The 23,556-nt window shown below is 63.6% G+C and carries 15 protein-coding genes and 1 pseudogene; 7 read left to right on the forward strand and 9 right to left on the reverse strand.

Annotation, left to right across the window (positions count from 1 at the left end):
• Positions 1-15 precede the first annotated feature (15 nt).
• Complete coding sequence (gene panB, locus M0D68_RS30825) at positions 16-831, forward strand: 3-methyl-2-oxobutanoate hydroxymethyltransferase (RefSeq protein WP_200651165.1); 816 nt, start codon at positions 16-18, stop codon at positions 829-831.
• Positions 832-1,174: 343 nt separating this feature from the next.
• On the opposite strand, the gene pabB is transcribed toward panB, so the two are convergent.
• From pabB to grpE, 5 genes and pseudogenes are all read right to left on the reverse strand, one after another.
• Positions 1,175-3,055 (reverse strand): aminodeoxychorismate synthase component I, encoded by a 1,881-nt coding sequence (gene pabB / locus M0D68_RS30830; RefSeq protein WP_200651166.1) that lies wholly within the window; start codon positions 3,053-3,055, stop codon positions 1,175-1,177.
• A 24-nt stretch (positions 3,056-3,079) separates the two neighbouring features.
• Entirely contained in the window at positions 3,080-4,222 is a 1,143-nt protein-coding gene (gene dnaJ, locus M0D68_RS30835; RefSeq protein WP_054040973.1) for a molecular chaperone DnaJ, read from the reverse strand.
• Positions 4,223-4,488: 266 nt separating this feature from the next.
• Positions 4,489-6,444 carry a molecular chaperone DnaK gene (gene dnaK / locus M0D68_RS30840; protein ID WP_093644647.1) on the reverse strand — a complete coding sequence of 652 codons (1,956 nt, stop codon included), beginning with the start codon at positions 6,442-6,444 and terminating at the stop codon, positions 4,489-4,491.
• Positions 6,445-6,597: 153 nt separating this feature from the next.
• Positions 6,598-6,783, reverse strand: a pseudogene (locus tag M0D68_RS30845) (thioredoxin); the annotation flags it as partial.
• Between the two features lie 102 nt (positions 6,784-6,885).
• Positions 6,886-7,470 carry a nucleotide exchange factor GrpE gene (grpE, locus tag M0D68_RS30850; RefSeq protein WP_054040977.1) on the reverse strand — a complete coding sequence of 195 codons (585 nt, stop codon included), beginning with the start codon at positions 7,468-7,470 and terminating at the stop codon, positions 6,886-6,888.
• Between the two features lie 377 nt (positions 7,471-7,847).
• Here grpE and M0D68_RS30855 point away from each other — a divergent pair, with 377 nt between their 5' ends.
• The gene (locus tag M0D68_RS30855) at positions 7,848-8,009 is read left to right on the forward strand and encodes a hypothetical protein (RefSeq protein ID WP_012431795.1); all 162 of its coding nucleotides are present in this window, start codon (positions 7,848-7,850) and stop codon (positions 8,007-8,009) included.
• Here the strand turns inward: M0D68_RS30855 and M0D68_RS30860 are convergent.
• The 3 genes from M0D68_RS30860 to hrcA all read right to left on the reverse strand — a co-directional run bounded on the left by M0D68_RS30860 (position 7,981) and on the right by hrcA (position 10,663).
• Positions 7,981-8,388, reverse strand: a complete 408-nt coding sequence (locus M0D68_RS30860; protein ID WP_054040979.1) for an RNA-binding S4 domain-containing protein — start codon at positions 8,386-8,388, stop codon at positions 7,981-7,983. The genes M0D68_RS30855 and M0D68_RS30860 overlap by 29 nt on opposite strands.
• Before the next feature lie 8 nt (positions 8,389-8,396).
• Positions 8,397-9,467 (reverse strand): ferrochelatase, encoded by a 1,071-nt coding sequence (gene hemH / locus M0D68_RS30865; RefSeq protein ID WP_200651167.1) that lies wholly within the window; start codon positions 9,465-9,467, stop codon positions 8,397-8,399.
• A 176-nt stretch (positions 9,468-9,643) separates the two neighbouring features.
• A complete protein-coding gene (gene hrcA, locus M0D68_RS30870; RefSeq protein WP_054040981.1) occupies positions 9,644-10,663 on the reverse strand; it encodes a heat-inducible transcriptional repressor HrcA in 1,020 nt (339 codons plus the stop codon).
• A 270-nt stretch (positions 10,664-10,933) separates the two neighbouring features.
• On the opposite strand from hrcA, the gene M0D68_RS30875 reads away from it, so the two are divergent.
• Positions 10,934-11,836 (forward strand): NAD kinase, encoded by a 903-nt coding sequence (locus M0D68_RS30875; RefSeq protein ID WP_093644643.1) that lies wholly within the window; start codon positions 10,934-10,936, stop codon positions 11,834-11,836.
• 94 nt (positions 11,837-11,930) lie between these two features.
• Positions 11,931-13,601: a DNA repair protein RecN gene (recN, locus tag M0D68_RS30880; RefSeq protein WP_200619337.1), complete on the forward strand. Its 1,671-nt coding sequence runs from the start codon at positions 11,931-11,933 to the stop codon at positions 13,599-13,601.
• A gap of 29 nt (positions 13,602-13,630) precedes the next feature.
• Here recN and glnE read toward each other — a convergent pair whose 3' ends face one another.
• Positions 13,631-16,423: a bifunctional [glutamate--ammonia ligase]-adenylyl-L-tyrosine phosphorylase/[glutamate--ammonia-ligase] adenylyltransferase gene (glnE, locus tag M0D68_RS30885; RefSeq protein ID WP_200651168.1), complete on the reverse strand. Its 2,793-nt coding sequence runs from the start codon at positions 16,421-16,423 to the stop codon at positions 13,631-13,633.
• Positions 16,424-16,608: 185 nt separating this feature from the next.
• Here glnE and M0D68_RS30890 point away from each other — a divergent pair, with 185 nt between their 5' ends.
• From M0D68_RS30890 to tldD, 3 genes are all read left to right on the forward strand, one after another.
• Complete coding sequence (locus tag M0D68_RS30890; protein ID WP_200651169.1) at positions 16,609-20,802, forward strand: YhdP family protein; 4,194 nt, start codon at positions 16,609-16,611, stop codon at positions 20,800-20,802.
• A gap of 123 nt (positions 20,803-20,925) precedes the next feature.
• Entirely contained in the window at positions 20,926-21,816 is an 891-nt protein-coding gene (locus M0D68_RS30895; protein ID WP_200651170.1) for a carbon-nitrogen hydrolase family protein, read from the forward strand.
• A gap of 93 nt (positions 21,817-21,909) precedes the next feature.
• Complete coding sequence (gene tldD, locus M0D68_RS30900) at positions 21,910-23,376, forward strand: metalloprotease TldD (protein ID WP_054037784.1); 1,467 nt, start codon at positions 21,910-21,912, stop codon at positions 23,374-23,376.
• Positions 23,377-23,556 lie beyond the last annotated feature (180 nt).

The following is a 23,556-nucleotide window of genomic DNA, read 5'->3' on the forward strand; positions in this document are numbered from 1 at the left end:
CCAACGGATTTCCCCATGACCTATTTGCAGGAAGCGAGCCGGAACGCCATCACCGTGCCGAAACTGCAGGCAATGCGCGACGCCGGCGAAAAGATCGCCATGCTGACCTGTTACGACGCGAGCTTCGCCGCGCTGCTGGATCGCTCGGGCGTCGACGTGCTGTTGATCGGCGACTCGCTCGGCAATGTGCTGCAAGGCCAGACGACCACGCTGCCGGTCACGCTCAGCGAAATCGCGTATCACACGGCGAGCGTCGCGCGGGCGCGGCCCTCGGCGCTGGTGGTCGCCGATCTGCCATTCGGCACGTATGGGACGCCGGAAGACGCCTTCAGGAGTTCCGTAGAACTCATGCGCGCCGGCGCGCAGATGGTGAAACTCGAGGGTGGTGAGTGGCTCGCGGACACGGTGCGCTTTCTGGTCGAGCGGTCGATTCCGGTGTGCGCGCACGTCGGCCTTACGCCGCAATCGGTGCATGCGCTTGGTGGCTTCAAGGTGCAGGGCAAGACCGACGCCGGCGCGAGCCAGGTTCTGCGCGATTCCCTTGCCGTGCAGAATGCAGGCGCCCAACTGATCGTGATAGAAGCGATTCCCACGCTGCTCGGCAGTGAAGTCACCAAGCAATTGCGGATTCCGACGATCGGCATCGGCGCGGGTCTGGATTGCTCGGGTCAGGTGCTGGTGCTGCACGACATGCTGGGAATTTTCCCAGGCAAGCGGCCACGCTTTGTGAAAGATTTCATGCAGGGGCAGCCGAACATTCAAGCTGCAGTGGAAGCGTATGTGCGTGCCGTGAAGGACGGCTCGTTCCCGGGGCCGGAGCATACGTTCTGACCATGCGGTCCGTTCGCGGACTACATTGATCGGGCGCGGTTGCGCGTGTTTGGGACCCGTCCGATATCGCCTGAAAACGTGGTCGTCTATCTTCGTCTACCCATTAACGCGGCGCTGCCGCGAGCCGAAGAGAGATGACCATGAGCCCCTTTTGCCTGATCGACATAGCGGGAATCCGCGAGCACACGACCGCACCGCATGATGTGCGGGAATCGACTTGGCGCGAACGCCTGTTTGGATGGGTGATGCGCGTGCTACATGTTCGCCAGAGTTGAGCCGCCGTGGCGGCATGCGGCGCCCGAAGCCGGGAGCGCGGCTGTCGCGACGCCACGCCCCTTTCGCCTTAGCCCAGCACGCGCGCCTTTGCCGCGCCTCGCAGCGCGTTGCACACCAGAAGCGCTTCAGCATTCTGCACATCGACTCGAGTCAGTACGCGTTCAGCAGCGCGAAGGTCGGTATCCTCCAGCAACACACCTCGCATGATCCCGGGCAGCACGCCCGACTCTAATGGCGGCGTCCACCACCATCCCGCCAGCTTCACAAACACGTTCGACCGGCCGCCTTCGGTCAACTCACCGCGCTCGTTGAAGAACAGCGTGTCGAAAGCACCCTTCGATTCGGCTTCGCGCCAACCGCGATCGTATTCGGCGCGGCGCGTGGTTTTGTGGCGCAGCAGCGGATCATTGGCGTCCATCGTGGGGAAATTGTGATCCGGCCCGAGCAGCACGCCGACCGTCGCGTCGACCAGCGGCGTCAGCACTACCGTCGTTATTTGTAGCGTGCCGTCTTTGCTCAACGCGAGTCGCATACGGTGCGGAGTTTGCATTGGCAACGCCGCACATTTCTCCGCGATTTGCGCGCGAATGTCGTTTTCGTCGTCGAGCTTGAAACCCAGCGTCGCGGCGCTCGCCGAGAGTCGCGCGAGATGACGCGACAGATGCCGCACGCCTTCTTCCCGCGTCGCATACATCGTTTCGAAGAGCTCGAAACCCGGCTCGGCGCCGGTTAGAAAGCTGGCCTTCAATTGGCACTCCGCATATTCGTCGGCAGCGACGCTGTCGAGCACGATGCCTGCGCCGACCCCCATCTTGCCTTGCAGTTCGCCCGGTTGTGCGCTCGGGGTCAAGGTCAACGTGCGGATCGCGACGGATAGGCAAAAGTTGCCGCAAGCGTTTTCGCTTGTAGTGGCATCGAGCCAGCCGATCGCGCCAGTGTAGAGGCCACGCGGCGTGCTTTCCAACTCCTCGATCAGTTGCATCGTGCGATGCTTCGGCGCACCGGTGATCGAGCCGCATGGGAACAGCGCACGCATGATCTCGGCGAAAGACGTGCCGGCGCGCAACGTCGCATGCACCGTCGACGTCATCTGCCAAACCGACGCATACGGCTCGACCGAAAACAGCGCCGGCACGCTAACCGAACCCGTCTGCGCCACGCGCGACAGATCGTTGCGCAACAGGTCGACGATCATCACGTTTTCAGCGCGATTCTTCGGGTCGTTCGCGAGGAAATCGGCGGCACCACGATCGACGACAGGATCTTCCGAGCGTGGCGCCGTGCCTTTCATCGGACGGGCGCGCAACAACGAGCCTTCCTTCTCGATGAACAACTCCGGCGAGCACGACAGCACCCACTCGTCGCCCGGCAACCCGATCAACGCGCCGTACGGAACCGGTTGACGCACTCGCAGCCGCCGATAAAGCGCGGTCGGCGAGCCGAATACATCGAAACCAAGCCGATACGTGTAGTTGACCTGATAAGAATCGCCCGCGCGCAGAGCGGCATGGATCGCATCGATCGCTTCGTTAAATTGCTTTGGATCGACGCTCGCACGCACGTTTGCGGTACCCGCCACCGACGCCTCAACGGTTCCGCCGTCGCGCGCCATGAGCCACGCGTCGACCTCGTCGCGTGACAGCTTTTCGCAACGTTCGAACAATAAAAAACGCAGCGTGGCATGGCCACGCTGCGTTTCTTTCAATGCCTGGTGAGAAAGGCCGCCGTCCAGAAGATGCCGGCCAAACTCATAGTCGGCGAGCACGACAGCATGCAAACCACACCGTGTGTCCGCGGCCACAGTCTCGCACACATTTTCGAGTTGCGCGGCGTCCGCACAAACCCGTTCATGCACAAAACCCGTGTACAGACGACTCGAACGGCGCGCCGCCGTCGCGTCGCAGTCGTCGAGCAACGCGAACACTGCGTCGCGCTCATCTGCCGTCATGCTTACCGCCACATCAAACCGCTATTAATCGAAGAAGCTCTTCACCCGATCGAACCAGCTCTTGCTCTGCGGGCTATGCCGCGCGCCGCCTTCCACGAGTGCCTTCTCGAATTGCTGAAGCAACTCGCGCTGCGGCTCGGTGAGCTTGACCGGCGTTTCGACTTGCACGTGCACGTAAAGATCGCCGGCAATACTCGAACGCAGCCCCTTGATCCCCTTGCCACGCAGACGGAACGTCTTACCCGACTGCGTGCCTTCCGGCACCGTGAAGCTCGCGCGACCCGCAAGGGTCGGCACTTCGATTTCGCCGCCGAGCGCCGCCGTAGTAAACGGAATCGGCATCTGGCAATGCAGGTCATCGCCGTCACGCTCGAACACCGAGTGCTGCTTGATGTGAATCTCGACGTACAGATCGCCCGACGGACCGCCGTTGATGCCCGGCTCACCGTTGCCGGCCGAGCGGATTCGCATGCCGTCGTCGATACCTGCCGGGATCTTCACTTCCAGCGTCTTGGTTTCCTTCACCTTGCCCGCGCCGTGGCAATGGCCGCACGGCTCGGGGATATAGGTGCCGGTGCCGTGACACTTCGGGCAGGTCTGCTGGATGCTGAAGAAGCCCTGCGACATCCGCACCGAACCCGAGCCGCTACAGGTCGGGCAGGTTTCCGGCTTGGTGCCGGGCTTCGCGCCCGAGCCGTGACAGATCTCACACGACACCCAGCTCGGCACGCGAATTTGCGTGTCGTAGCCGTGCGCGGCCTGTTCCAGCGTGATTTCCATGCTGTAGCGCAGATCGGCGCCGCGATACACCTGCGGGCCTGCGCGGCCGCCACCGCCGCGTGCGGCACCGCCGGCCGCCTGGCCGAAGATGTCGCCGAAAATATCGCCGAATGCATCGGCAAAACCGCCGAAGCCTTGCGCACCCGCGCCGCCCATATTCGGGTCGACGCCCGCGTGGCCGTACTGATCGTACGCGGCACGCTTTTGCGAGTCCGACAGCATTTCATAGGCTTCCTTCACCTCTTTGAAATGCTCTTCCGCATCCTTGTTGCCGGGATTGCGGTCGGGGTGGTGCTTCATCGCAAGCTTGCGATAAGCCTTCTTGATTTCGTCGTCGCTCGCGTTCTTTGCGACGCCCAGAACCTCGTAGTAATCCCGTTTCGCCATATCGGTTCAACGCCACTCGCGCAATGCGACGCGGTGGCTCCTCTTGAATGCTGGAGTCTTGCGACTCGTCCGGCCGCTGCTCACGCCGTTTTTACGCGGCTTAAACAACGCCCTCCATAAAACAAATGTGCCCGGAGAGCCCAAAAAGGCTCACCAGGCGCGATAACCGCTTTGCAGGTTCATGCACCCGGACGGGAGCAAACCGTTTTGCAGCCAGGCCGCACACATCGCTGTGTGCGGCTTTACGGTCAGATTGCGACCCGGCTTTAGTCTTTCTTCACTTCCTTGAACTCGGCGTCGACCACATCGTCCTGCTGCTGGTGGCTCGCGCCACCTGCCGATGCGCCCGCACCTGCCGCGCCCGCTGCCGCAGCTTCGGCACCTTGCGCAGCCTGCATGTCGGCGTACATCTTTTCGCCCATCTTTTGCGAGGCGGTGGCCACCACTTCGATCTTGGCTTCGATCGCGGCCTTGTCGCTCGAACCGCTCTTCAGCGTTTCTTCGAGGTCCTTCAGCGCGGTTTCGATCGCTTCCTTCTCAGAGGCTTCCAGCTTGTCGCCGTATTCGGTGAGCGCCTTCTTCGTGCTGTGGACCAGCGCGTCGCCCTGGTTGCGGGCATCAGCCAGCTCACGCAGCTTGTGATCTTCTTCCGCGTTCGCTTCGGCGTCCTTCACCATCTTCTCGATTTCGGCTTCGGACAGACCCGAGTTCGCCTTGATCGTGATGCGGTTTTCCTTGCCGGTCGCCTTGTCTTTCGCGCCGACGTGCAGAATGCCGTTCGCGTCGATGTCGAAGCTCACTTCGATCTGCGGCGTGCCGCGCGGTGCCGGCGGAATGCCTTCAAGGTTGAACTCGCCCAGCAGCTTGTTGCCCGCTGCCATTTCGCGTTCGCCCTGGAACACCTTGATCGTCACGGCGCCCTGATTGTCATCAGCCGTCGAGTAGACCTGTGCGTGCTTGGTCGGGATCGTGGTGTTCTTGTTGATCATCTTCGTCATCACGCCACCGAGCGTTTCGATGCCGAGCGACAACGGGGTCACGTCGAGCAGCAGAACGTCCGTGCGGTCGCCCGACAGAACCTGGCCTTGAATCGCGGCGCCAACGGCCACGGCTTCGTCCGGGTTCACGTCGCGGCGCGGATCCTTGCCGAAGAATTCCTTAACCTTTTCCTGCACCTTGGGCATGCGGGTCATACCGCCGACCAGAATCACGTCGTCGATTTCGCCGACCTTCACGCCTGCGTCCTTGATAGCCATGCGGCAAGGTTCGATTGTGCGTTCGATCAGCTCTTCAACCAGTGCTTCCAGCTTGGCGCGCGTGATTTTCAGGTTCAAGTGCTTCGGACCCGACGCGTCGGCCGTGATGTACGGCAGGTTGATTTCGGTTTGCTGGCTCGACGACAGTTCGATCTTCGCCTTTTCAGCCGATTCCTTCAGGCGTTGCAGCGCGAGCACATCTTTCGACAGGTCGACGCCTTGTTCCTTCTTGAACTCGCCGATGATGTAATCGATGATGCGTTGGTCGAAGTCTTCACCGCCGAGGAACGTATCGCCGTTCGTGGACAGCACTTCGAACTGCATTTCGCCGTCAACGTCAGCGATTTCGATGATCGACACGTCGAACGTACCGCCGCCCAGGTCATACACCGCGATCTTGCGGTCGCCCTTTTCGGCCTTGTCCAGACCGAATGCCAGCGCAGCTGCGGTCGGTTCGTTGATGATCCGCTTCACTTCCAGACCGGCGATGCGGCCTGCGTCTTTGGTAGCCTGACGCTGGCTGTCGTTGAAGTACGCGGGAACCGTAATCACAGCTTCGGTGACCGGCTCGCCGAGGTAATCTTCAGCGGTCTTCTTCATCTTGCGCAGCGTTTCCGCCGAGATTTGCGGCGGTGCGAGCTTCTGGTCGCGCACTTCGATCCATGCGTCGCCGTTATCGGCTTTCATGATCTTGTACGGCATCAGCGCGATGTCTTTCTGCACTTCCTTTTCTTCGAAGCGGCGGCCGATCAGGCGCTTAACCGCGTACAGCGTGTTCTTCGGGTTCGTGACCGACTGACGCTTCGCAGGCGCGCCGACGAGAATTTCGCCGTCTTCCATGTAAGCGATGATCGACGGCGTGGTGCGCGCGCCTTCCGAGTTCTCGATCACCTTGACCGAATTGCCTTCCATGATCGCCACGCACGAGTTGGTCGTGCCGAGGTCGATGCCGATGATTTTGCCCATTTTTACTAATCTCCTGACTTTGATCGCTGCGGGAATCGCCGTTTTTGCCCATCTGGCGGTACGGCGATCCGCTCTGAATTCCTACCTGCACTCAACATAAGTGCGTCCGCATCGTTTTCAAGACCTCTTTTGCGATGCGGTCTTTAATTTTTTTCAATCGGTCGAACTTTTGCCGCTTTTTTCACCATTTGCCGTGCTGCCGACCACATTGGCCGCACGGATCGTTTCCCGCGCGACCACAACCGCCGCCTCGAACTGCCCGAGACTGCGCCAGCCGGCTGCCCGGCCGAGCCGCTTGCCTCGATAAAAGAAGAGCCATGTGGGCACGCTGTGAAGCATGACCGCAGTGGCGTCGACGGGAATGTTGGCCATGACGGCGCCTGTCAGCCGGACCGGCTGATACACCGCTTCTGCAGTAGCCCGTGCCGCGGCGCGGGCTGCTTACTTCGGTGCCGCGACAGTCACGAGAGCCGGACGCAGCACGCGGTCGGCGATCACGAAGCCTTTTTGCAGCACAGCAACGACAGTGTTCGGTTCCTGGTCGGCCGGCACCATCGAAATAGCCTGGTGACGGTGCGGGTCGAACTTCTCGCCAACCGGGTTCAGGGCGACGACGCGGCCCTTCTCCAGCGCGCCGGAGAGCTGGCGCAGCGTGAGCTCGACGCCTTCGCGGACCTTCTGCAGGTCGTCGGACGAGTGGGCAACCGCTGCTTCGAGGCTGTCGACCACCGGCAGCAAATGCTCAGCGAAGCTTTCGATCGCGAACTTGTGGGCCTTGGCGACATCTTCCTGGGCGCGGCGGCGCACGTTCTCAGTCTCCGCCTTCGCCCGCAGGAAGCTCTCCTGCATCTCGGCAAGCTTCGCTTCTGCCTCGGCCAATGCGGCTTCCGCGCCGGTTGCCGGCGCTTCAGGCGCTGCGTTTGCAGCCGCGTCCTGCTGGGGTGCCGCAGCCTCGGCGGCCTGGCGCGCGGTTTCGTCGGCGGGCGTGGGATTCTGGCTCGTCGGGTTCTCTTGCGTGTTTTCCATGTCGCTGAAAGTCGTTTAAAAGTTAAAGCTATCGGTGGCGGCAACGCGTCAAAAACTGCCGCAATTTGTGCGTTGCAAAATTGCGACAGACAACTTACTACGTTAACGCGTATCGAAACGCCAGATGGGGCCGGAAAGACCCAATTCAAGCGCCTCTCCCGGAACTTTTCACACCGCGGACGTGCGGCAGAAATGCCCGGTTACAACCATTATTGCGTCGCAATCAGATTGAGATTGAGTGCGCTCAACAAGTGGCCTATGCTCCATTAAAGCGTCGGAAAAGACACGTTAACCCTAATCTAACGTAAGCCTTACCGATAATTTTCAATTCCACCTGATTCGCCTGTTTCCATCTGAATCTTCCCAAGGGGAGTACCGTGAAACTGACCTTTGCAATATCGGTGGTCGCATTGGTACTGATCGCGGGCACCACGACCATCTGCATGTCCGGGGCCGTCAACGATCACACCACCGAGTACGGCGGTGTGCACGCGACGATGGAACAATTGTTCAATCCCCACCTGAAAGTTTGTCGATAGTGCGCCGGTCGCGCTTTGTCGGTCTGCCGTGCAAAGCGGCGGCCGGTTCGCGGTATGTCTTGCGCCGCTCCTGCTCGACCTGTCGCTTCACCTTGCTCTCTTCCGTTTCCGCATAGAGCGTCTGCGCGACGCTGGCCGGGCCGCGCACGTCGCACACGCCCAGCACTTCCACCTGCCAGACAATCCGCTCGATTTCGATCTCGACCAGGTCGCCTACGCGCACCTCCTTGGCCGGTTTGACGCTCGCGCCGCCGATGCGCACGTGCGCTTTTTCGACGGCATCCGCCGCGAGCGAGCGTGTCTTGAAGAAGCGCGCCGCCCAAAGCCATTTGTCGATGCGCAGCTTCGCGCCCGGTTCGGTTGAAATCCTGTAGTTCATGAGCCTGCTTAAGCCCCAGTCGTGTGCGGCACCGGCACTGCTTGCACGGGCCAGCCCTGCAGATTCTGCGCGACGATCTCGCCAAGCGCGGCAATCCACGGCTGCGAGGCGTTCAGGCAGGGAATCCGATGAAACTCCTTGCCGCCCGCCTGCAGGAACTCGTCGCGCACCTCCATGCCGATTTCTTCGATCGTTTCAAGGCAGTCGGCGGTAAAACCCGGACAGAACACGTCGGCACGCCGCACGCCCGCCGAGCCCAATTCCTTCAGCGTGGGCGCGGTGTACGGCTGCAACCACTCGGCCTTGCCGAAGCGCGACTGAAACGTGACGCGGCATTCCACCTGCGTCAATCCCAGCGCCTGCGTCAACAACGCGCCGGTCTGCTGGCATTGCTCGTGGTACGGATCGCCGAGATCCATCGTGCGCTTGGGCACGCCGTGGAAGCTCAGCACCAGCTTGTCGCCCGCCGCGAAATCCGGCCGGCCGTGCTGATGCCAGTAGTGGTGCACCTGAGCGGCGAGCGCGGCGATATACGCCGGATGCTCGGCGTACTGCCGCACCGTGCGGATTTCCGGCTGATTGCGCATGCGCTTCAAGGCCGAAAAGGCGTCGTCGAAAGCCGTGGCCGTGGTCGACGACGAGTATTGCGGATACATGGGCATCAGCAGCACGCGCTCGGCGCCCGCCAGCTTGAGCTGGTTCAGCATGGCCGGAATGCCCGGCGTGCCATACCGCATTGCGTAGTCGACCAGTACCGTGTAGTCGTTCAATTGCAGCAGATGGCGCAAACCCTCCACCTGCTTCTCGGTGAAGACACGCAGTGGCGAGCCTTCCGGCATCCACACGGCCGCGTACTTCTTCGCCGACGCGGGGCTCCGGAACGGCAAAATCAACGTGCGCAGGATCACCTGCCACAGCAGCGCCGGAATTTCGACCACACGCGGATCGGACAGGAACTGCGCAAGATAGCGCCGGACCGCACGCGGCGTCGGCGCGTCGGGCGTGCCGAGATTGATCAGCAACACGGCGACACGGTGTGACGTGGCGTTCTGTGATGGCCGCTCGAGGTCGAAGCGCATAGGCAGCAGGGATAACCGCTTGGGGCGGAGAGTCGGTTCAGGTGGAATTCATTATAGCGGCGCGGTCCATTGCAAGGTCCGCCAGGGCCCCCTGGCCATTCGGCCAATTGGCAAGCCGCGCGCCGTCGCGCATTATTTGCAGCATGAGATGTACCGCAGCCAACGGTGACCGCAGGTTACTGCTGGCTGAGCGTCAGGGAAAGCAGCCGCGCAGTGATGTCCACGATTGGGATCACGCGGTTGTAAGCCATGCGGGTCGGCCCGATCACGCCGAGCGTGCCGACGATCTTGCCGTTCACCTCATAAGGCGCGGTGACGACGCTCATTTCCTCGATCGGCACGAGATTCGACTCGCCGCCAATGAAAATCTGCACGCCCGCGGCGTGACTCGACACGTCGAGCAACTGAAGGAGACTGGTCTTTTGGTCGAATACATCGAACAGCTTGCGCAAGCGCGCCATGTCCGACGACAGGTCGGCGACTTCGAGCAGGTTGCGCTCGCCGGAAATCAGCACGGTCTCGCCGGTGTCGGACTCATCCGTGCTGGCCGTGACCGCGGCGTGCATCAGCGTGGTCATGTCGCCGCGCAATTCGTCGATTTCTTCGCGCAGGCGGCGGCGCACGTCGTCGAACGAGAGGCCCGCGAAGTGCGCGTTGATGTAATTGGAGGCTTCCACCAGCTGCGACGGCGAAAAGTCGCGCTGGGTGGCCATGATGCGGTTCTGGACGTCGCCTTCGGGCGTCACGATGATCAGCAGAATGCGCTTGTCCGACAGGCGCATGAATTCGATCTGCTTGAACACGTGGCTGCGGCGCGGCGTGAGCACCACGCCGGCGAACTGCGACAGATTGGACAGCACGCTGGCCGCCGCGGCGACGACTTTCTGCGGTTCGCCCGCCTGCAGCGTAGTCTTGACGATACGCATCACCGCTTCTTCGTCCGCGGCGGATTCCACCGTCAGCATGGTGTCGACGAACAGCCGGTAGCCGCGCGGCGTCGGGATCCGGCCCGCCGACGTATGCGGACTGATGACGAGCCCCAGGTCCTCGAGATCGGACATCACGTTGCGGATCGTGGCCGGGCTCAGTTCGAGGCCGGAGTAGCGTGACAACGTGCGCGAGCCGACCGGCTGACCTTCGGCGATGTAGCGCTCGATCAGCGTTTTAAGGAGGGTTTGTGCGCGGGGATCTAGCATGACGGAAAATTTTAGCTCAATGGTGCGGCTACAGCGAGCGCTAACGGCGCCAACCCCTGACAATCGCGCCGCCGGTTGGCGGGGCGACGCCAGGTATTCTGTGCGGCGCCTTGACTGGCGCTGTGTGCAGCATCCTTGCCGGCGCGCATGTCATCAAGGCTTCACCATTCTAACGATAATCCTCCAATGCGCTGGCAGCCCGTTTGCGCAGGCCCGTCACCGGGTCTGTCTGCGGTTCTTTTCAGGCCCTACCTATGGTGTAATGCCGGCATGCAAGTGACCAGCCAGTTCAAGACCGTCGCGCTCGTCGGGCGCAACAATACGCCGGGCATCGGCGAGCCGCTGACCGCGCTCGCCTCGTGCATCGCGAAGCGCGGCTTCGAGGTCGTATTCGAAGCCGACACCGCCGCCGAAATCGGCGTCACCGACTATCCGGCGCTGCGCCCCGCCGAGATCGGCGCGCGCGCCGACGTTGCCGTGGTGCTAGGCGGCGACGGCACGATGCTAGGCATTGGCCGCCAGCTTGCGCCCTACCGCACGCCGCTGATCGGCATCAACCACGGCCGCCTGGGCTTCATTACCGACATTCCGATCTCCGACATGCGCGAGATCGTGCCGCAAATGCTCTCGGGTAACTTCGAGCGCGAAGAGCGCATGTTGCTCGAGGCGCGCATCATGCGCGACGGCGCCCCGATCTATCACGCGCTTGCCTTCAACGATGTGGTGGTCAACCGCAGCGGTTTCTCGGGGATGGCGGAACTGCACGTCTCGGTGGACGGGCGCTTCATGTACAACCAGCGCTCGGACGGCCTGATCGTCGCCACGCCAACGGGTTCGACCGCCTACGCGTTGTCTTCGCAGGGGCCGATCCTGCATCCGCAACTACAAGGCATCGTGCTGGTGCCGATCGCGCCGCATGCGTTGTCGAACCGGCCAATCGTGCTGCCGGACGACTCGAAGGTGAGCATCCAGATCGTCTCGGGCCGCGAAGTAAACGTCAACTTCGACATGCAGTCGTTCACTTCGCTGGAATTGGGCGACACGATCGAAGTGCGCCGCTCGCGCCATACGGTGCCGATGCTGCACCCGGTCGGTTACAGCCATTTCGCCACGCTGCGCAAGAAACTGCACTGGAACGAATACCCGTCGCACGAAGAAGATACCAAGCCCTGAGCGGTCCCCGAGCGCCGGAATGCCGGACCGCCGGGCTATCGGAACACGAACGCCGCTGCCGAACCCTGAATCTCAAGCTCACCAGACGACCTCCATGCTTCGCCACCTCTCGATACGCGACTTCGTCATCGTCGCCGCGCTCGACCTCGAATTCGACAGCGGCTTTACCGTTTTCTCAGGCGAAACAGGCGCCGGCAAGTCGATCCTGATCGACGCGCTGGCCCTCGCGCTCGGCGCCCGCGCCGAAGCAAGCGTGGTGCGCACCGGCGAGAGCCGCGCCGACATCACCGCGGAATTCGAGACGCATGCGCAAGTCGAGCAATGGCTCGATGAGCAGGCGCTCGGCACGACCGCCGACGACGGCCATCACGGCAGCACCGTCATGCTGCGTCGCGTGGTGGACGCAAATGGCCGCTCGCGCGCGTTCATCAACGGCACGGCGGCGACGCTCGCGCAGTTGCGCGAAGTCGGCGAGATGCTGGTGGACATTCACGGGCAGCATGCGCATCAGTTGCTGATGCGTCCTGACGCGCAGCGCGAACTGTTCGACACCCACGCCGGCCTCACGGAAACCGCGGTAGCTGTCACGCGGGCATGGCGGTCGTGGCGCGACAAGGTGCAGGCCGTGGAGCATGCGCAAACGCGCGACCGCGAGCTGCAACTGGAGCGCGAGCGTCTCGCCTGGCAGCTCACCGAACTGGACAAACTTTCGCCGCAACCGGGCGAATGGGAAGAGGTCAACGCCGAGCATCGGCGCCTGTCGCACTCGGCCAATCTGATCGACGGCGTGCAAGGGGCGCTCGGCGCGCTGTCCGAATCTGACGAAGCGATGATCACGCATCTCGCCTCGATCGTGTCGAAGGTGCGCGACCTCGCCGAGATCGACCCGGCGCTGAACGACGTGCTGGCGGCACTGGAACCAGCCGAGATCCAGTTGCAGGAAGCGGCGTATTCGCTCAGCCACTACGCGCAGAAACTCGAACTGGATCCCGACCGGCTTGCCCAGGTCGAAAAGCGTCTCGACGCGCTGCACTCGGCCGCACGCAAATTCCGCCTGCAACCCGAGACGCTGCCTGAAGAACACGAAGCGCGCCGCGCGCAACTTGCCGCGCTCGACGCCGCCGCCGATCTCGACAGCCTCCACGCGGCCGAAGCCAAAGCCAAAGAAGCCTTCCTCGCCGAAGCGAAAAAGCTCTCGAAGGCGCGCGCCAAGGCCGGCAAGGCTCTAGGTGCAGCGGTAACCACCGGCATGCAGGAACTGTCGATGAAAGGCGGCAGCTTCGATGTGGCGCTGGTGCCGTTGCCGGAAGGTGGCGCGCATGGGCTCGAACAGGTCGAATTCCGCGTCGCCGGTCATGCCGGCGTGCCGCTGCGGCCGCTCGCGAAGGTCGCCTCAGGCGGGGAACTGGCGCGGATCAGCCTCGCTCTCGCGGTCATTGCGAGCGCCGCGAGTCCGACTCCAACCCTGATCTTCGACGAAGTGGATACGGGAATCGGCGGCGGCGTCGCCGAAGTGGTCGGGCGCTTGCTGCACCAACTGGGGCAAGCGCGTCAGGTGCTGTGTGTCACGCACTTGCCGCAAGTCGCCGCACGCGGCGACCATCATTTCCAGGTGGCGAAGTCGGGCAATGGCAAGGGTGGCACGGTCAGCAGCGTGACCTCACTCGACCGCGCGAGCCGCGTCGAAGAAGTCGCGCGCATGCTCGGCGGTCTGGAGATCACCGCCACCACCCGCAAGCACGCGAAGGAAATGCTGGCGGCCTAGGAACGCGGGACGGAAATCATCGCGGAGCCTCAGCCGAACACCCGCTTCCACAGCTTCAGTACCGCTTCACGCTCCGTCACCACCAGCGCGGGATCGACCCGCGCCTTTTCCATCCCGTCGAGCCGCAACTGGTGCTGCAACTTCCGGTAGGTCCGATACGCCGCCCCGACCGTCTCCGCTTCCGCCTCGCTCATCAAGCCGAAGCGCGACACTTCGCGCAGCAACGCGATATTGCCGGTATTGCGGATCAGTTCAGGATCGCTCGCCGCATGCAGCAACACCCAGTACTGCACGGTGAATTCGATATCGACCATGCCGCCGCGATCGTGCTTCAGGTCGAACAGCGCCGTATGGTTCGGATGCCCTGCCTCGACGCGCTCGCGCATCTCGACGATTTCCTTCGCGAGCGGCGCGGCCTCACGCGGCGTGGTCAGCACCTGTTCGCGAATCTGCTCGAATTTCGCACCGATTTCGGCGTCGCCCGCGCAGTAGCGCGCGCGGCTCAATGCCTGATGCTCCCACACCCACGCGGTATTCGCGGCATCGCCTTCGCGTAGTTGATAACGGCGGAACGCATCCAGATCGGTGACGAGCAGGCCCGACTCGCCGTTTGGCCGCAACCGCAAGTCGACGTCGAACAAGGTGCCCGCGCCGGTCGCCGTCGTCAGCCAGGTGATGAGGCGGCGGGTGTAGGTGGCGTAGACGTCCGCAGCGGCATCGTCCGGATCGTCGTAGAGGAAGATGACGTCGAGGTCGGACGCGTAGCCGAGCTCCTTGCCGCCCAGCTTGCCGTACGCGATCACCGCAAACTTCGGCACCTCGCGGTGGCGTTTGGCCAATTGGTTCCAGACGGCTTCGAGCGTGACGTCGAGCACGGCATCGGCGAGCTCGGACAGGCGGTCGCTCACATGCTCGACGCTCAACTTGCCGGCCAGATCGATCAACAGGATGCGGAACACCTCGGCCTGGTGCGCGTGGCGCAGCAGATCCATCTGTTGTTCGATGCCATCCGCCGCGGCCAGACGCAAGCGCAGCGTGCGCTTGAATTCAGGCCAGTCGAACGGACTGTCCATCGCCTCTTCGTCAAGGAGTTCGTCGAGCAATTGCGGGTGGCGGATCAGGTAGCCAGCGGCCCAGTGTGAACCACCCAGCACCGACAGCACCCGATGCAGCGCCTGCGGATATTCCGTCAGCAGCGCAAGGTACGCGCCGCGCCGGCTCACGGCTTCGAGCAAGTCGAAGAAACGCGCCACCGTATCGCCGCGCCGTTCGACCGGCTCCAACGTACGCGCGGCTTCCAGCGCACGCTGCGCGACGATATCGAAGCGCTGGCGGCTACGCTCGGCGAGCCCCGCGTAACGCGACGACTGCCATATCGCACGCAAGCGCGCCAGCAACTCGTCCGGCTCGGACACACCCAGTTCGATCAGACGCGCGCGAAGCGCGTCCTCAGCGCTGTCGTCGGCGAGCGCGCTGCTCCAGATCCACACCGCCGCGCCGTCTTCCGGTGCGCCGCAGCCATCGCGGCCGCTCACCTTGTCGGCGAAAATCTGGTCGAACTGCTGTTCGACGAACTCGCGGTGCGCGTCGAGCTTGAGCATCAGCGCGGCATAGTCGTCGCAACCCATGGCTTGCGCGAGCGCCACACGCTCCTCAGGATCGACCGGCATCGCGTGAGTTTGCGCGTCGTTGCGGTATTGCAGACGGTGCTCGAGTTCGCGCAGGAAACGGTAAGCCTGTGAAAGCTTCACGCAGACCGAGGTATCGAGCAGCCCGTGCGTGGCCGCGTGCCGCAAGACTGCGAGCGTCGGTCGAACCCGGAAGCCGGCATCCTGGCCGCCGCGGATCAACTGAAACACCTGAGCGCTGAATTCGATTTCGCGGATGCCGCCGCGGCCCAGCTTGATGTCGTCGGCCTTGTCGGGGCGCATCGAGGCACGCCGCTGCGCTTCCTGGCGAATCTGCAAATGCAGCGCGCGGATTGCGCTGATCACACCGAAGTCCAGATAACGCCGATAGACGAACGGCGTGACGATCGCATCGAGCTGCTTCTGCAGCCGACGCGCTGCGTCGCTCGCGCCTTCGGACACGAGCCGGCCCTTGATCCACGCATAGCGCTCCCACTCGCGGCCCTGCACGTAGAAATACTCTTCGAGCATGCCGAGGCTGCACACAAGCGGCCCGGAATCGCCGTTCGGCCGTAAGCGCATATCGACCCGGAACACGTAACCGTCGGCGGTCACCTCGGCCAGTGCGCCGATCAGGCGCTTACCCAGTCGCGTAAAAAAGTCCTGCGTCGCAATCGGCGAACGCTGACCGCCCGCGGTCTCACCGTCCTCTTCATAAATGAAGATCAGATCGATATCCGACGACACGTTCAGCTCACGCCCACCCAGCTTGCCCATCCCGACCACGCCGAGCGCGAGCCGCTCGCCCTGCGGTCCGCGCGGTTCGCCGTAGAGCGTTTCGAGCTCGGCGGACACGACCGCAAGCGCACGCTGAATCGTCGTCTCCGCCAGATCGGTCATTGCGCCGGTGACTTCGGCGACATCCGCCTCGCCCGCCAGGTCACGCTCCATCACGGCGCAAAATACCTCCGTGCGCAATTGGCGTAAGGCCCGTTTGAGTGCATCCTCGCTCAACGGGCCGTCGGCCGCGCCGGCTGCCTCGGCGCACAGTGCGTCAAAGCGCGCGTCGATCCGTTCGCGCGTGAGGGGTGCGGAGGCGAGCGCCACCACCTGCGCCACGATTTGCGGACGGGCCGCCGCAGCACGCGCCGCGTAATGTGAATAGTTGGAACTCAGGAGTGTTGCGTCAGTCATCAAGGGTCTGGCTCGCTCGTTGCTTTATCAGCGTTGTTCAGTTCGCCGCAACACACAGGTCCGGCAGCCTCGCACAGGTCGCGAGACGGCATGGAGAAAGGGTTTGCCGGAGGTCCGCCGACGCTTTCCCGTGTGTTACATTTCGTCGTTAATTCGCAAAACTACCATACGCCACCCGCCGCAGCATGTCCGAGCGAAACGAATCCGCCGACCCGCACGAAACCAGGCAGGTCCGGCCTGCGAGCGGAAGCGCCCACATGGTGCTGCATCGGACGTCCCATGTAGTGCTGGCGCTCGCACTCGCCTTCTACTTTATCGCGGCGGGTCTGTTTCTCGGTTTGCGTTATGTCCTGCTGCCGCGCGTCGACTCGTTCCGCCCGCGCATCGAAGCCATCGTTTCCGAGAAGCTGCACGCACAGTTCACCATCGGCAAGCTGGCGCCGCACTGGAGCGGCTTTCAGCCAGGCCTCGACGTCACCGATATCGTCATCCGCGACCCGGAAGGCAAAGCGGCCCTAACCATTCCGCACGCCACCGCCGCGCTTTCGTGGAAGTCGCTCTGGCAGTTCCATCCCGCGCTTTCCAGCCTGATCGTCGATCAGCCGGACGTGCTGGTGTCGCGCAGCAGCGACGGCGTGATCTCGGTAGCGGGCGTGCCGGTGCCCACCCGGCACAGCGGCAACGACACCCTGTCCACATGGCTGTTGCGCCAGCAGGCGATCGTGGTGCGCGGCGGCGTGCTGCGTTGGCGCGACGCTGAGCATGACGCACCGGAACTCGCCCTGCGCGACATCCGGATCGCGATTCTCAACGAAGGCTACGATCACCGCCTCGCGTTGCAAGCGCCCGCCGACGGCCATGTCCTGCACGGGCCGATCGACTTCCGTACGCATTTCAAACACGCCCGGCTCTCGGCGATCGGCAAGCCGGTCAACTGGGCGGGCCAGGTCTATATGTCGACCGGTCCGGTCGATCTGCCGACCCTCGCGCGCTACATCAACTTCCCGATCGAGATGTTCGCCGGCCGCATCGACAATGCGATCTGGGCCGACTTCGCCGATGGCCGCATGAAGTCGGCGAGCGGGCAACTGGCCGGCACGGATGTCTCGATGCGGGTCCGCCCGACCCAGCCCAAGCTGGTGGTACCGATCGCCAATTTCTCCTGGGGTCTCGACGTCAACCAGGGCGACTACACGCTGCAACTGAACCACTTGCACGCCGAGCTCGGCCAGCCGCCGCTCGACGACGGTACGCCGCTCACCCGCACCCTCGCGCTAACCACGCTGCACGGCCGCTACCGGACCGCCTCGCTGCAGCATGGGCAACTCGTCAGCGTCAGCGGTGACCGCGTCGACCTGGGCATCCTCGCCGAATTCAGCCGCGCGTTGCCGTTGCCGCGCCCCCTGCTGAACAACCTGGTGCGCTTCAATCCACGCGGCATGGTGTCGAACTATGTGATCGAGGTCGAACGCGGCAAACCGGAGTCGGGCGAAGCGGGCAGCGACCACCGGCCAAGCGGCGCCGAGCCGATCGAGCGCTATCGTTTCAAGGGCGATCTGCAGGGCATCAGCATCGCCGCGCAGGAACCACCGCCAGGGCTCACCCCGCTGAATCACCCGCGCGCAGGCATTCCCGGCATCGAGAACCTGTGGGGCAGCGTCGATGCAGACGAAAACCACGGCACCGCGACGCTCAACACCTCCAACGTCGCGATTACGTTGCCTGGCGTGTTCGACGACCCGCGCCTGACACTCGACCGCCTGCATGGTCGGGCGGACTGGACCATCACGCCGAAGGCGCCGGGCGAAAACCACCCCGCCTTCACCGTCAAGCTGGCCGACTTCGGTATCTCGAACGCGGACGCCGACGCCACCGCCACCGTCGACTACAGCAACCCCGGCCATGGGCGCGGCTCGCTCAACCTGAAGGCCGACTTCCAGCGCGCACAGGTCACGCGCATCGTCCGTTATCTGCCGACCAGCATCAGCGAAAAGCTGCGCATCTACCTGGGCCATGGGCTGCAAGCCGGCGTCTCGCGCGGCGCGACGATCGAAATCCACGGCGATCTGACCAAATTCCCCTACTCGCGCGCCCCGGAGGCCGGGGTCTTCCATATCGTCGCGCCGTTCAAGGGTGGCAAGTTCGACCCTTCGCCGTACCCGCCGCGCAAGATGAAGAACGGCACGCCGAACGTGTGGCCGCCGCTGGATGGCATCGACGGCGTGTTCGAACTCAAAGAAAACTTGCTGCGCTTCGATATCGACCGCGCCCATTACAAGCGGGTCGCTTTGAACAAGGTGAACGGCAAGATCGACGATCTCGGCACCAGGGCTTCCGACCTCATCATCACGGGCAACGGCCGTGGGCCGCTTGCCGACATGCTCGACTACGTCAACGAAAGCTCTCTCGGCATCATGTCCAAACATGCGACCGAGAAAGTGCGCGCCGAAGGGCCCGCAGCGCTGGCGCTCAAGCTGACCGTACCGCGCACGCCGAAGCCGCACATCGCTGTGGAAGGCGCAGTGGGCTTCCAGAACAACCGTTTGACGGTCGATAACGTGCCGCCGTTGTCGCAACTCAACGGTAAAGTCCGTTTCACCGAACATACTGCGCAGGTCGACCGGCTCTCGGGCCAGTTCCTCGGCGGCGATGTCCACGCGAACGGCGGCCTGAAACAGGACGGCACGTACGCACTCGACCTCGGCGGCCATATCGCCGTCGACGCCGCGCGCGGCCTGAATCTGCATGGTCCGGCCGCGCAGGTGCTGACGCGCATGAGCGGCAGCGCGCCCTACGCGCTTAACGTGCACGGCGCCAAGGGGCGCTTGCCGGAAGTCACGGCGAACTCCGATCTGACCGGCCTCGCGCTCGACTTCCCCGCACCGTTCAATAAGCCCGTCGGCACACCGATGCCGCTGCACTTCGCGGTCAGCCCCTACGCCAGCGCAAGCGAAGCCGATCTGGAACGAGCCGACCTCACCTTCGGCCCGATCGCCGCCACCTACCTGCTGCGTTACCAGCCGAAAACGCCGCCGACGGTCGTGAGTGGCGCGATCGGCGTCAACAAGCCCGCCGACTTGCCGTCCGAAGGCGTGATCGCCGCCGTCGACGTCGAAGCGTTCGACGCTGATGCCTGGCGCGCGCTCGTCACGCAGATGCGCAACAAGGACGCGCCCACTCCCGCGCCCGCCGCTGCGCCGGCCACACCGAATCCAACCCTCGCGCAATTCCTGCCGAGCCGCTTCGCGGTGCACGTCGGCACGCTGACACTGCTCAAGCGGCACTGGGACAGTGTGATCGTCGGCGCGTCGCATGCGGACGGCAAATGGCAGGCCAACATCGCGTCGAACCAGGTGTCGGGCCACGTGTCCTGGCTGCCGGGCGCGAACAAGGAATCGCCCGGCACGCTGCAGGCGCGCTTTGCCCGGGTGGTCATCCCCTCGGCCACGGATAAAGACCTGCTCGGCCAGGCCATTTCGGCGCCGGCGCAGAACATGCCGTCGATCGATCTGGTGGTCAATGAGCTGATCGTGCGCGATCGCGACATAGGCCGGCTCGAAGTCGACGCGCACAACTTCGAAGAAGACGGTGTGCCGGTCTGGCAGCTCGACAAGCTGGACATCACCAACCCCGCCGCCACGCTGACCGCCACCGCGAACTGGCGAACCTCGACGGGTCTCGGCAACACCGCCGACGAAGCGACGCCGCGCCGTACCGTGTTCGATTTCAAACTCGACATCAAGGACGCCGGCGGGCTGCTGGAGCGCTTCGGCCAGCCGCACACGCTCAAGGCCGGCAACGGCACACTGTCGGGCAAGGTGGTGTGGCGCGGCGGGCCGACCACCATCGACTATCCAACGCTCAACGGCAATCTCGCCGTCGATCTGCGCCATGGGCAGATTCTCAAGGTCGACCCGGGCGTCGCGAAACTGCTGGGCGTACTCAGCCTGCAAAGCCTCGCACGCTTCGCCACGCTCAATTTCCGCGACGTCATCGGCGAAGGGTTGCCGTTCGAGCGCGTCACCGGCACGGGCGAGATTCACAATGGCATCGGCCGCACCGAGAACTTCGAGATGGTGACGGCGCCGGCGCGCGCCGAAATGAAGGGCTCGGTGGATCTCGCGCAGGAAACCCAGGATCTGCACGTGCAGATCGTGCCCACTGTCAGCGCCGGCGCCGCCGTGATCGCCGCGACCGTGATCAATCCGCTGCTCGGGCTGGGCGCGCTGGTGGCCGATCTGGCGTTCAGCAAATCGGTGTCCACGGCGTTTGCACGCGAGTACGCGATCACCGGTCCGTGGTCGAAACCGCACATCGAGCGGGTGAAGGGCGATCGCGGTAAGATGGACGCTCCGGCTTCGACCGTGGAAGCGCACTGAGCCCGATCCTGTGTTTGATCAGAAGAGCGCCGTGCCGCCCCGCAGTCCCCAGCCAGCCTTGAACGACGTATGCGGCGCCTACGGTTCGCGCCGCCGCCTTGCCGGGAGTTTTTCGAAACGCTCATGAGCGAAACACACGTCTCTTCATCCTCGTCCACCGCTTCGTCCACTGCCTCGCCCGGCGCGGCGTCCAGCGGATCTTCCGAAAGCGCGTTCCGCGTGGCCGCGCTGCAAATGGTGAGCACGCCGGATCGCGAACGCAACCTGGCCGAAGCGGAGCGCCTGATCGCGGAAGCCGCCGCCGACGGCGCGCAGCTGGTCCTGCTGCCCGAGTACTTCTGCTTCATGGGCTTCAAGGACACGGACAAACTCGCCGTGCGCGAGCCCTACCAGGACGGCCCGATCCAGCGCTTTCTCGCCGACGCCGCGCGCCGCCACAAGGTCTGGGTGATCGGCGGCACCTTGCCGTTGATGTCGCAGGAACCGGCGCGCGTGCTGAACACCACGCTGGTGTTCGACCCGCAAGGCAACGAGGCCGCGCGCTACGACAAAATCCATCTGTTCAATTTCGAAAAGGGCGAAGAATCGTTCGACGAGGCACGCACCATCTGCCCCGGCGGCGAAGTCCGCACCTTCGAGGCGCCGTTCGGCCGGGTCGGCCTGTCGGTCTGCTACGATTTACGCTTTCCGGAGCTGTACCGGCGCATGGGCGACTGCGCGCTGATCGTGGTGCCGTCGGCGTTCACTTACACCACCGGCCGCGCGCATTGGGAGATGCTGCTGCGCGCCCGGGCGGTCGAAAACCAGTGTTACGTGCTGGCCGCCGCGCAAGGCGGCAAACATGAAAACGGCCGCCGGACATGGGGCCACAGCATGCTGATCGACCCGTGGGGCGAAGTCGTCGCGGTGCGCGACGAAGGCCCCGGCGTGGTGAGCGGCAATCTCGAGCGTGCGCGCATCGACGAAGTGCGGCAGAGCCTGCCCGCCTGGCGTCACCGCGTGCTGAGCTGCTGACGTATTACCTGACATTGAAAGTGCGGCGCCCGTCACTCATATAGTGATGCAAGCGCTAACCGAATCCTTCGTATCGAGCAGAACATACTTCGCATGAACATCATCGAACCCGGTATCCGTAATCTCGCCACCGCCAAGGACATCCTCCTGACGCCCTACGGTCTCGACGAATCCCTGCTCACCCGCACGCTCGCCGAAATCTTCACGCACAAGATCGATTACGCCGACCTGTACTTCCAGTACACGCGCAGCGAAGCATGGAGTCTCGAAGAAGGCATCGTGAAGTCGGGCAGCTTCAGCATCGACCAGGGTGTCGGCGTGCGCGCCGTGGCGGGCGATCGCACTGCCTTCGCGTATTCGGACGATCTGTCGCCCGAAGCAATTCGTCAAGCGGCGCTCGCCACCCGTTCGATTGCCAAGGCGGGCGGCGGCAAGCAGAAGATCAAGGTGGCCTCGTCGCTGACCGGCATCGCCGGGCGCGATCTGTACCTGCCGTCCGATCCGCTGCATTCGCTCGACGCGACCGCCAAGGTCAAGCTGCTCGAGCGTATCGAACAGATGGCGCGCGGCCGCGATCCGCGCATCCAGCAAGTGATGGCAGGCCTCGCCGGTGAATACGACGTGGTGCTGGTCGCGCGCAGCGACGGCGGCTTTGCGGCCGATATCCGTCCGCTCGTGCGCGTGTCGGTTACGGTGATCGCCGAGCAGAACGGCCGCCGCGAAATCGGCAGCGGCGGCGGCGGTGGCCGCTTCGACTACGGCTATTTCACTGACGAAGTGCTGTCGGGTTATGTCGACGACGCCGTGCATGCCGCGCTCGTGAACCTCGACGCCCGCCCGGCTCCGGCCGGCGCGATGACCGTGGTGCTCGGACCGGGCTGGCCCGGCGTGCTGCTGCACGAAGCGATCGGCCACGGCCTCGAAGGCGACTTCAACCGCAAGGGATCGTCGGCGTTTGCGGGTCGAATCGGCGAGCAGGTTGCGGCCAAGGGCGTGACCGTGGTCGACGACGGCACGCTGCCGAACCGCCGCGGCTCGCTGAACATCGACGACGAAGGCAATCCGACCCAGTGCACGACGCTGATCGAAGACGGCATCCTGAAGGGCTACATCCAGGACACGCTGAATGCACGCCTGATGAAGATGCCGGTCACGGGTAACGCGCGCCGCGAATCGTATGCTGCGCTGCCGATGCCGCGCATGACCAACACGTACATGCTCAACGGCGACAAAGACCCGCAGGAAATCATCGCGTCCGTGAAGAACGGTTTGTACGCGGTGAACTTCGGCGGCGGCCAGGTCGACATCACGAACGGCAAGTTCGTGTTCTCGGCCTCCGAGGCGTACATGATCGAAAACGGCAAGGTCACCTACCCGGTCAAGGGCGCGACGCTGATCGGCAGCGGGCCGGAATCGCTCAAATTCGTCAGCATGATCGGCAACGACATGAAGCTCGATTCGGGTGTCGGCGTGTGCGGCAAGGAAGGCCAGAGCGTGCCGGTGGGCGTCGGTCAGCCGACGCTGCGTATCGACAAGATGACGGTCGGCGGTACGGCCTGATTTTGATGTAGACGCATACTTCGTGCATACAATGCTCGAAGTATGCGGATTTACCGCATTTTTATACCCTGCAGCTTGCCAGCCGAGCTTGCACGGGTTATAAAGGCACTCACCCTTTTTGACCAGCGACCCAATTTCGCCATGTCCGCCAAGTTTTACTTTTACTTTTTTTGGCATCTC

Origin of the sequence: Paraburkholderia sp. SEWSISQ10-3 4, assembly GCF_030464785.1 — a bacterium.
Taxonomy (GTDB): Bacteria; Pseudomonadota; Gammaproteobacteria; order Burkholderiales; family Burkholderiaceae; genus Paraburkholderia; species Paraburkholderia aspalathi.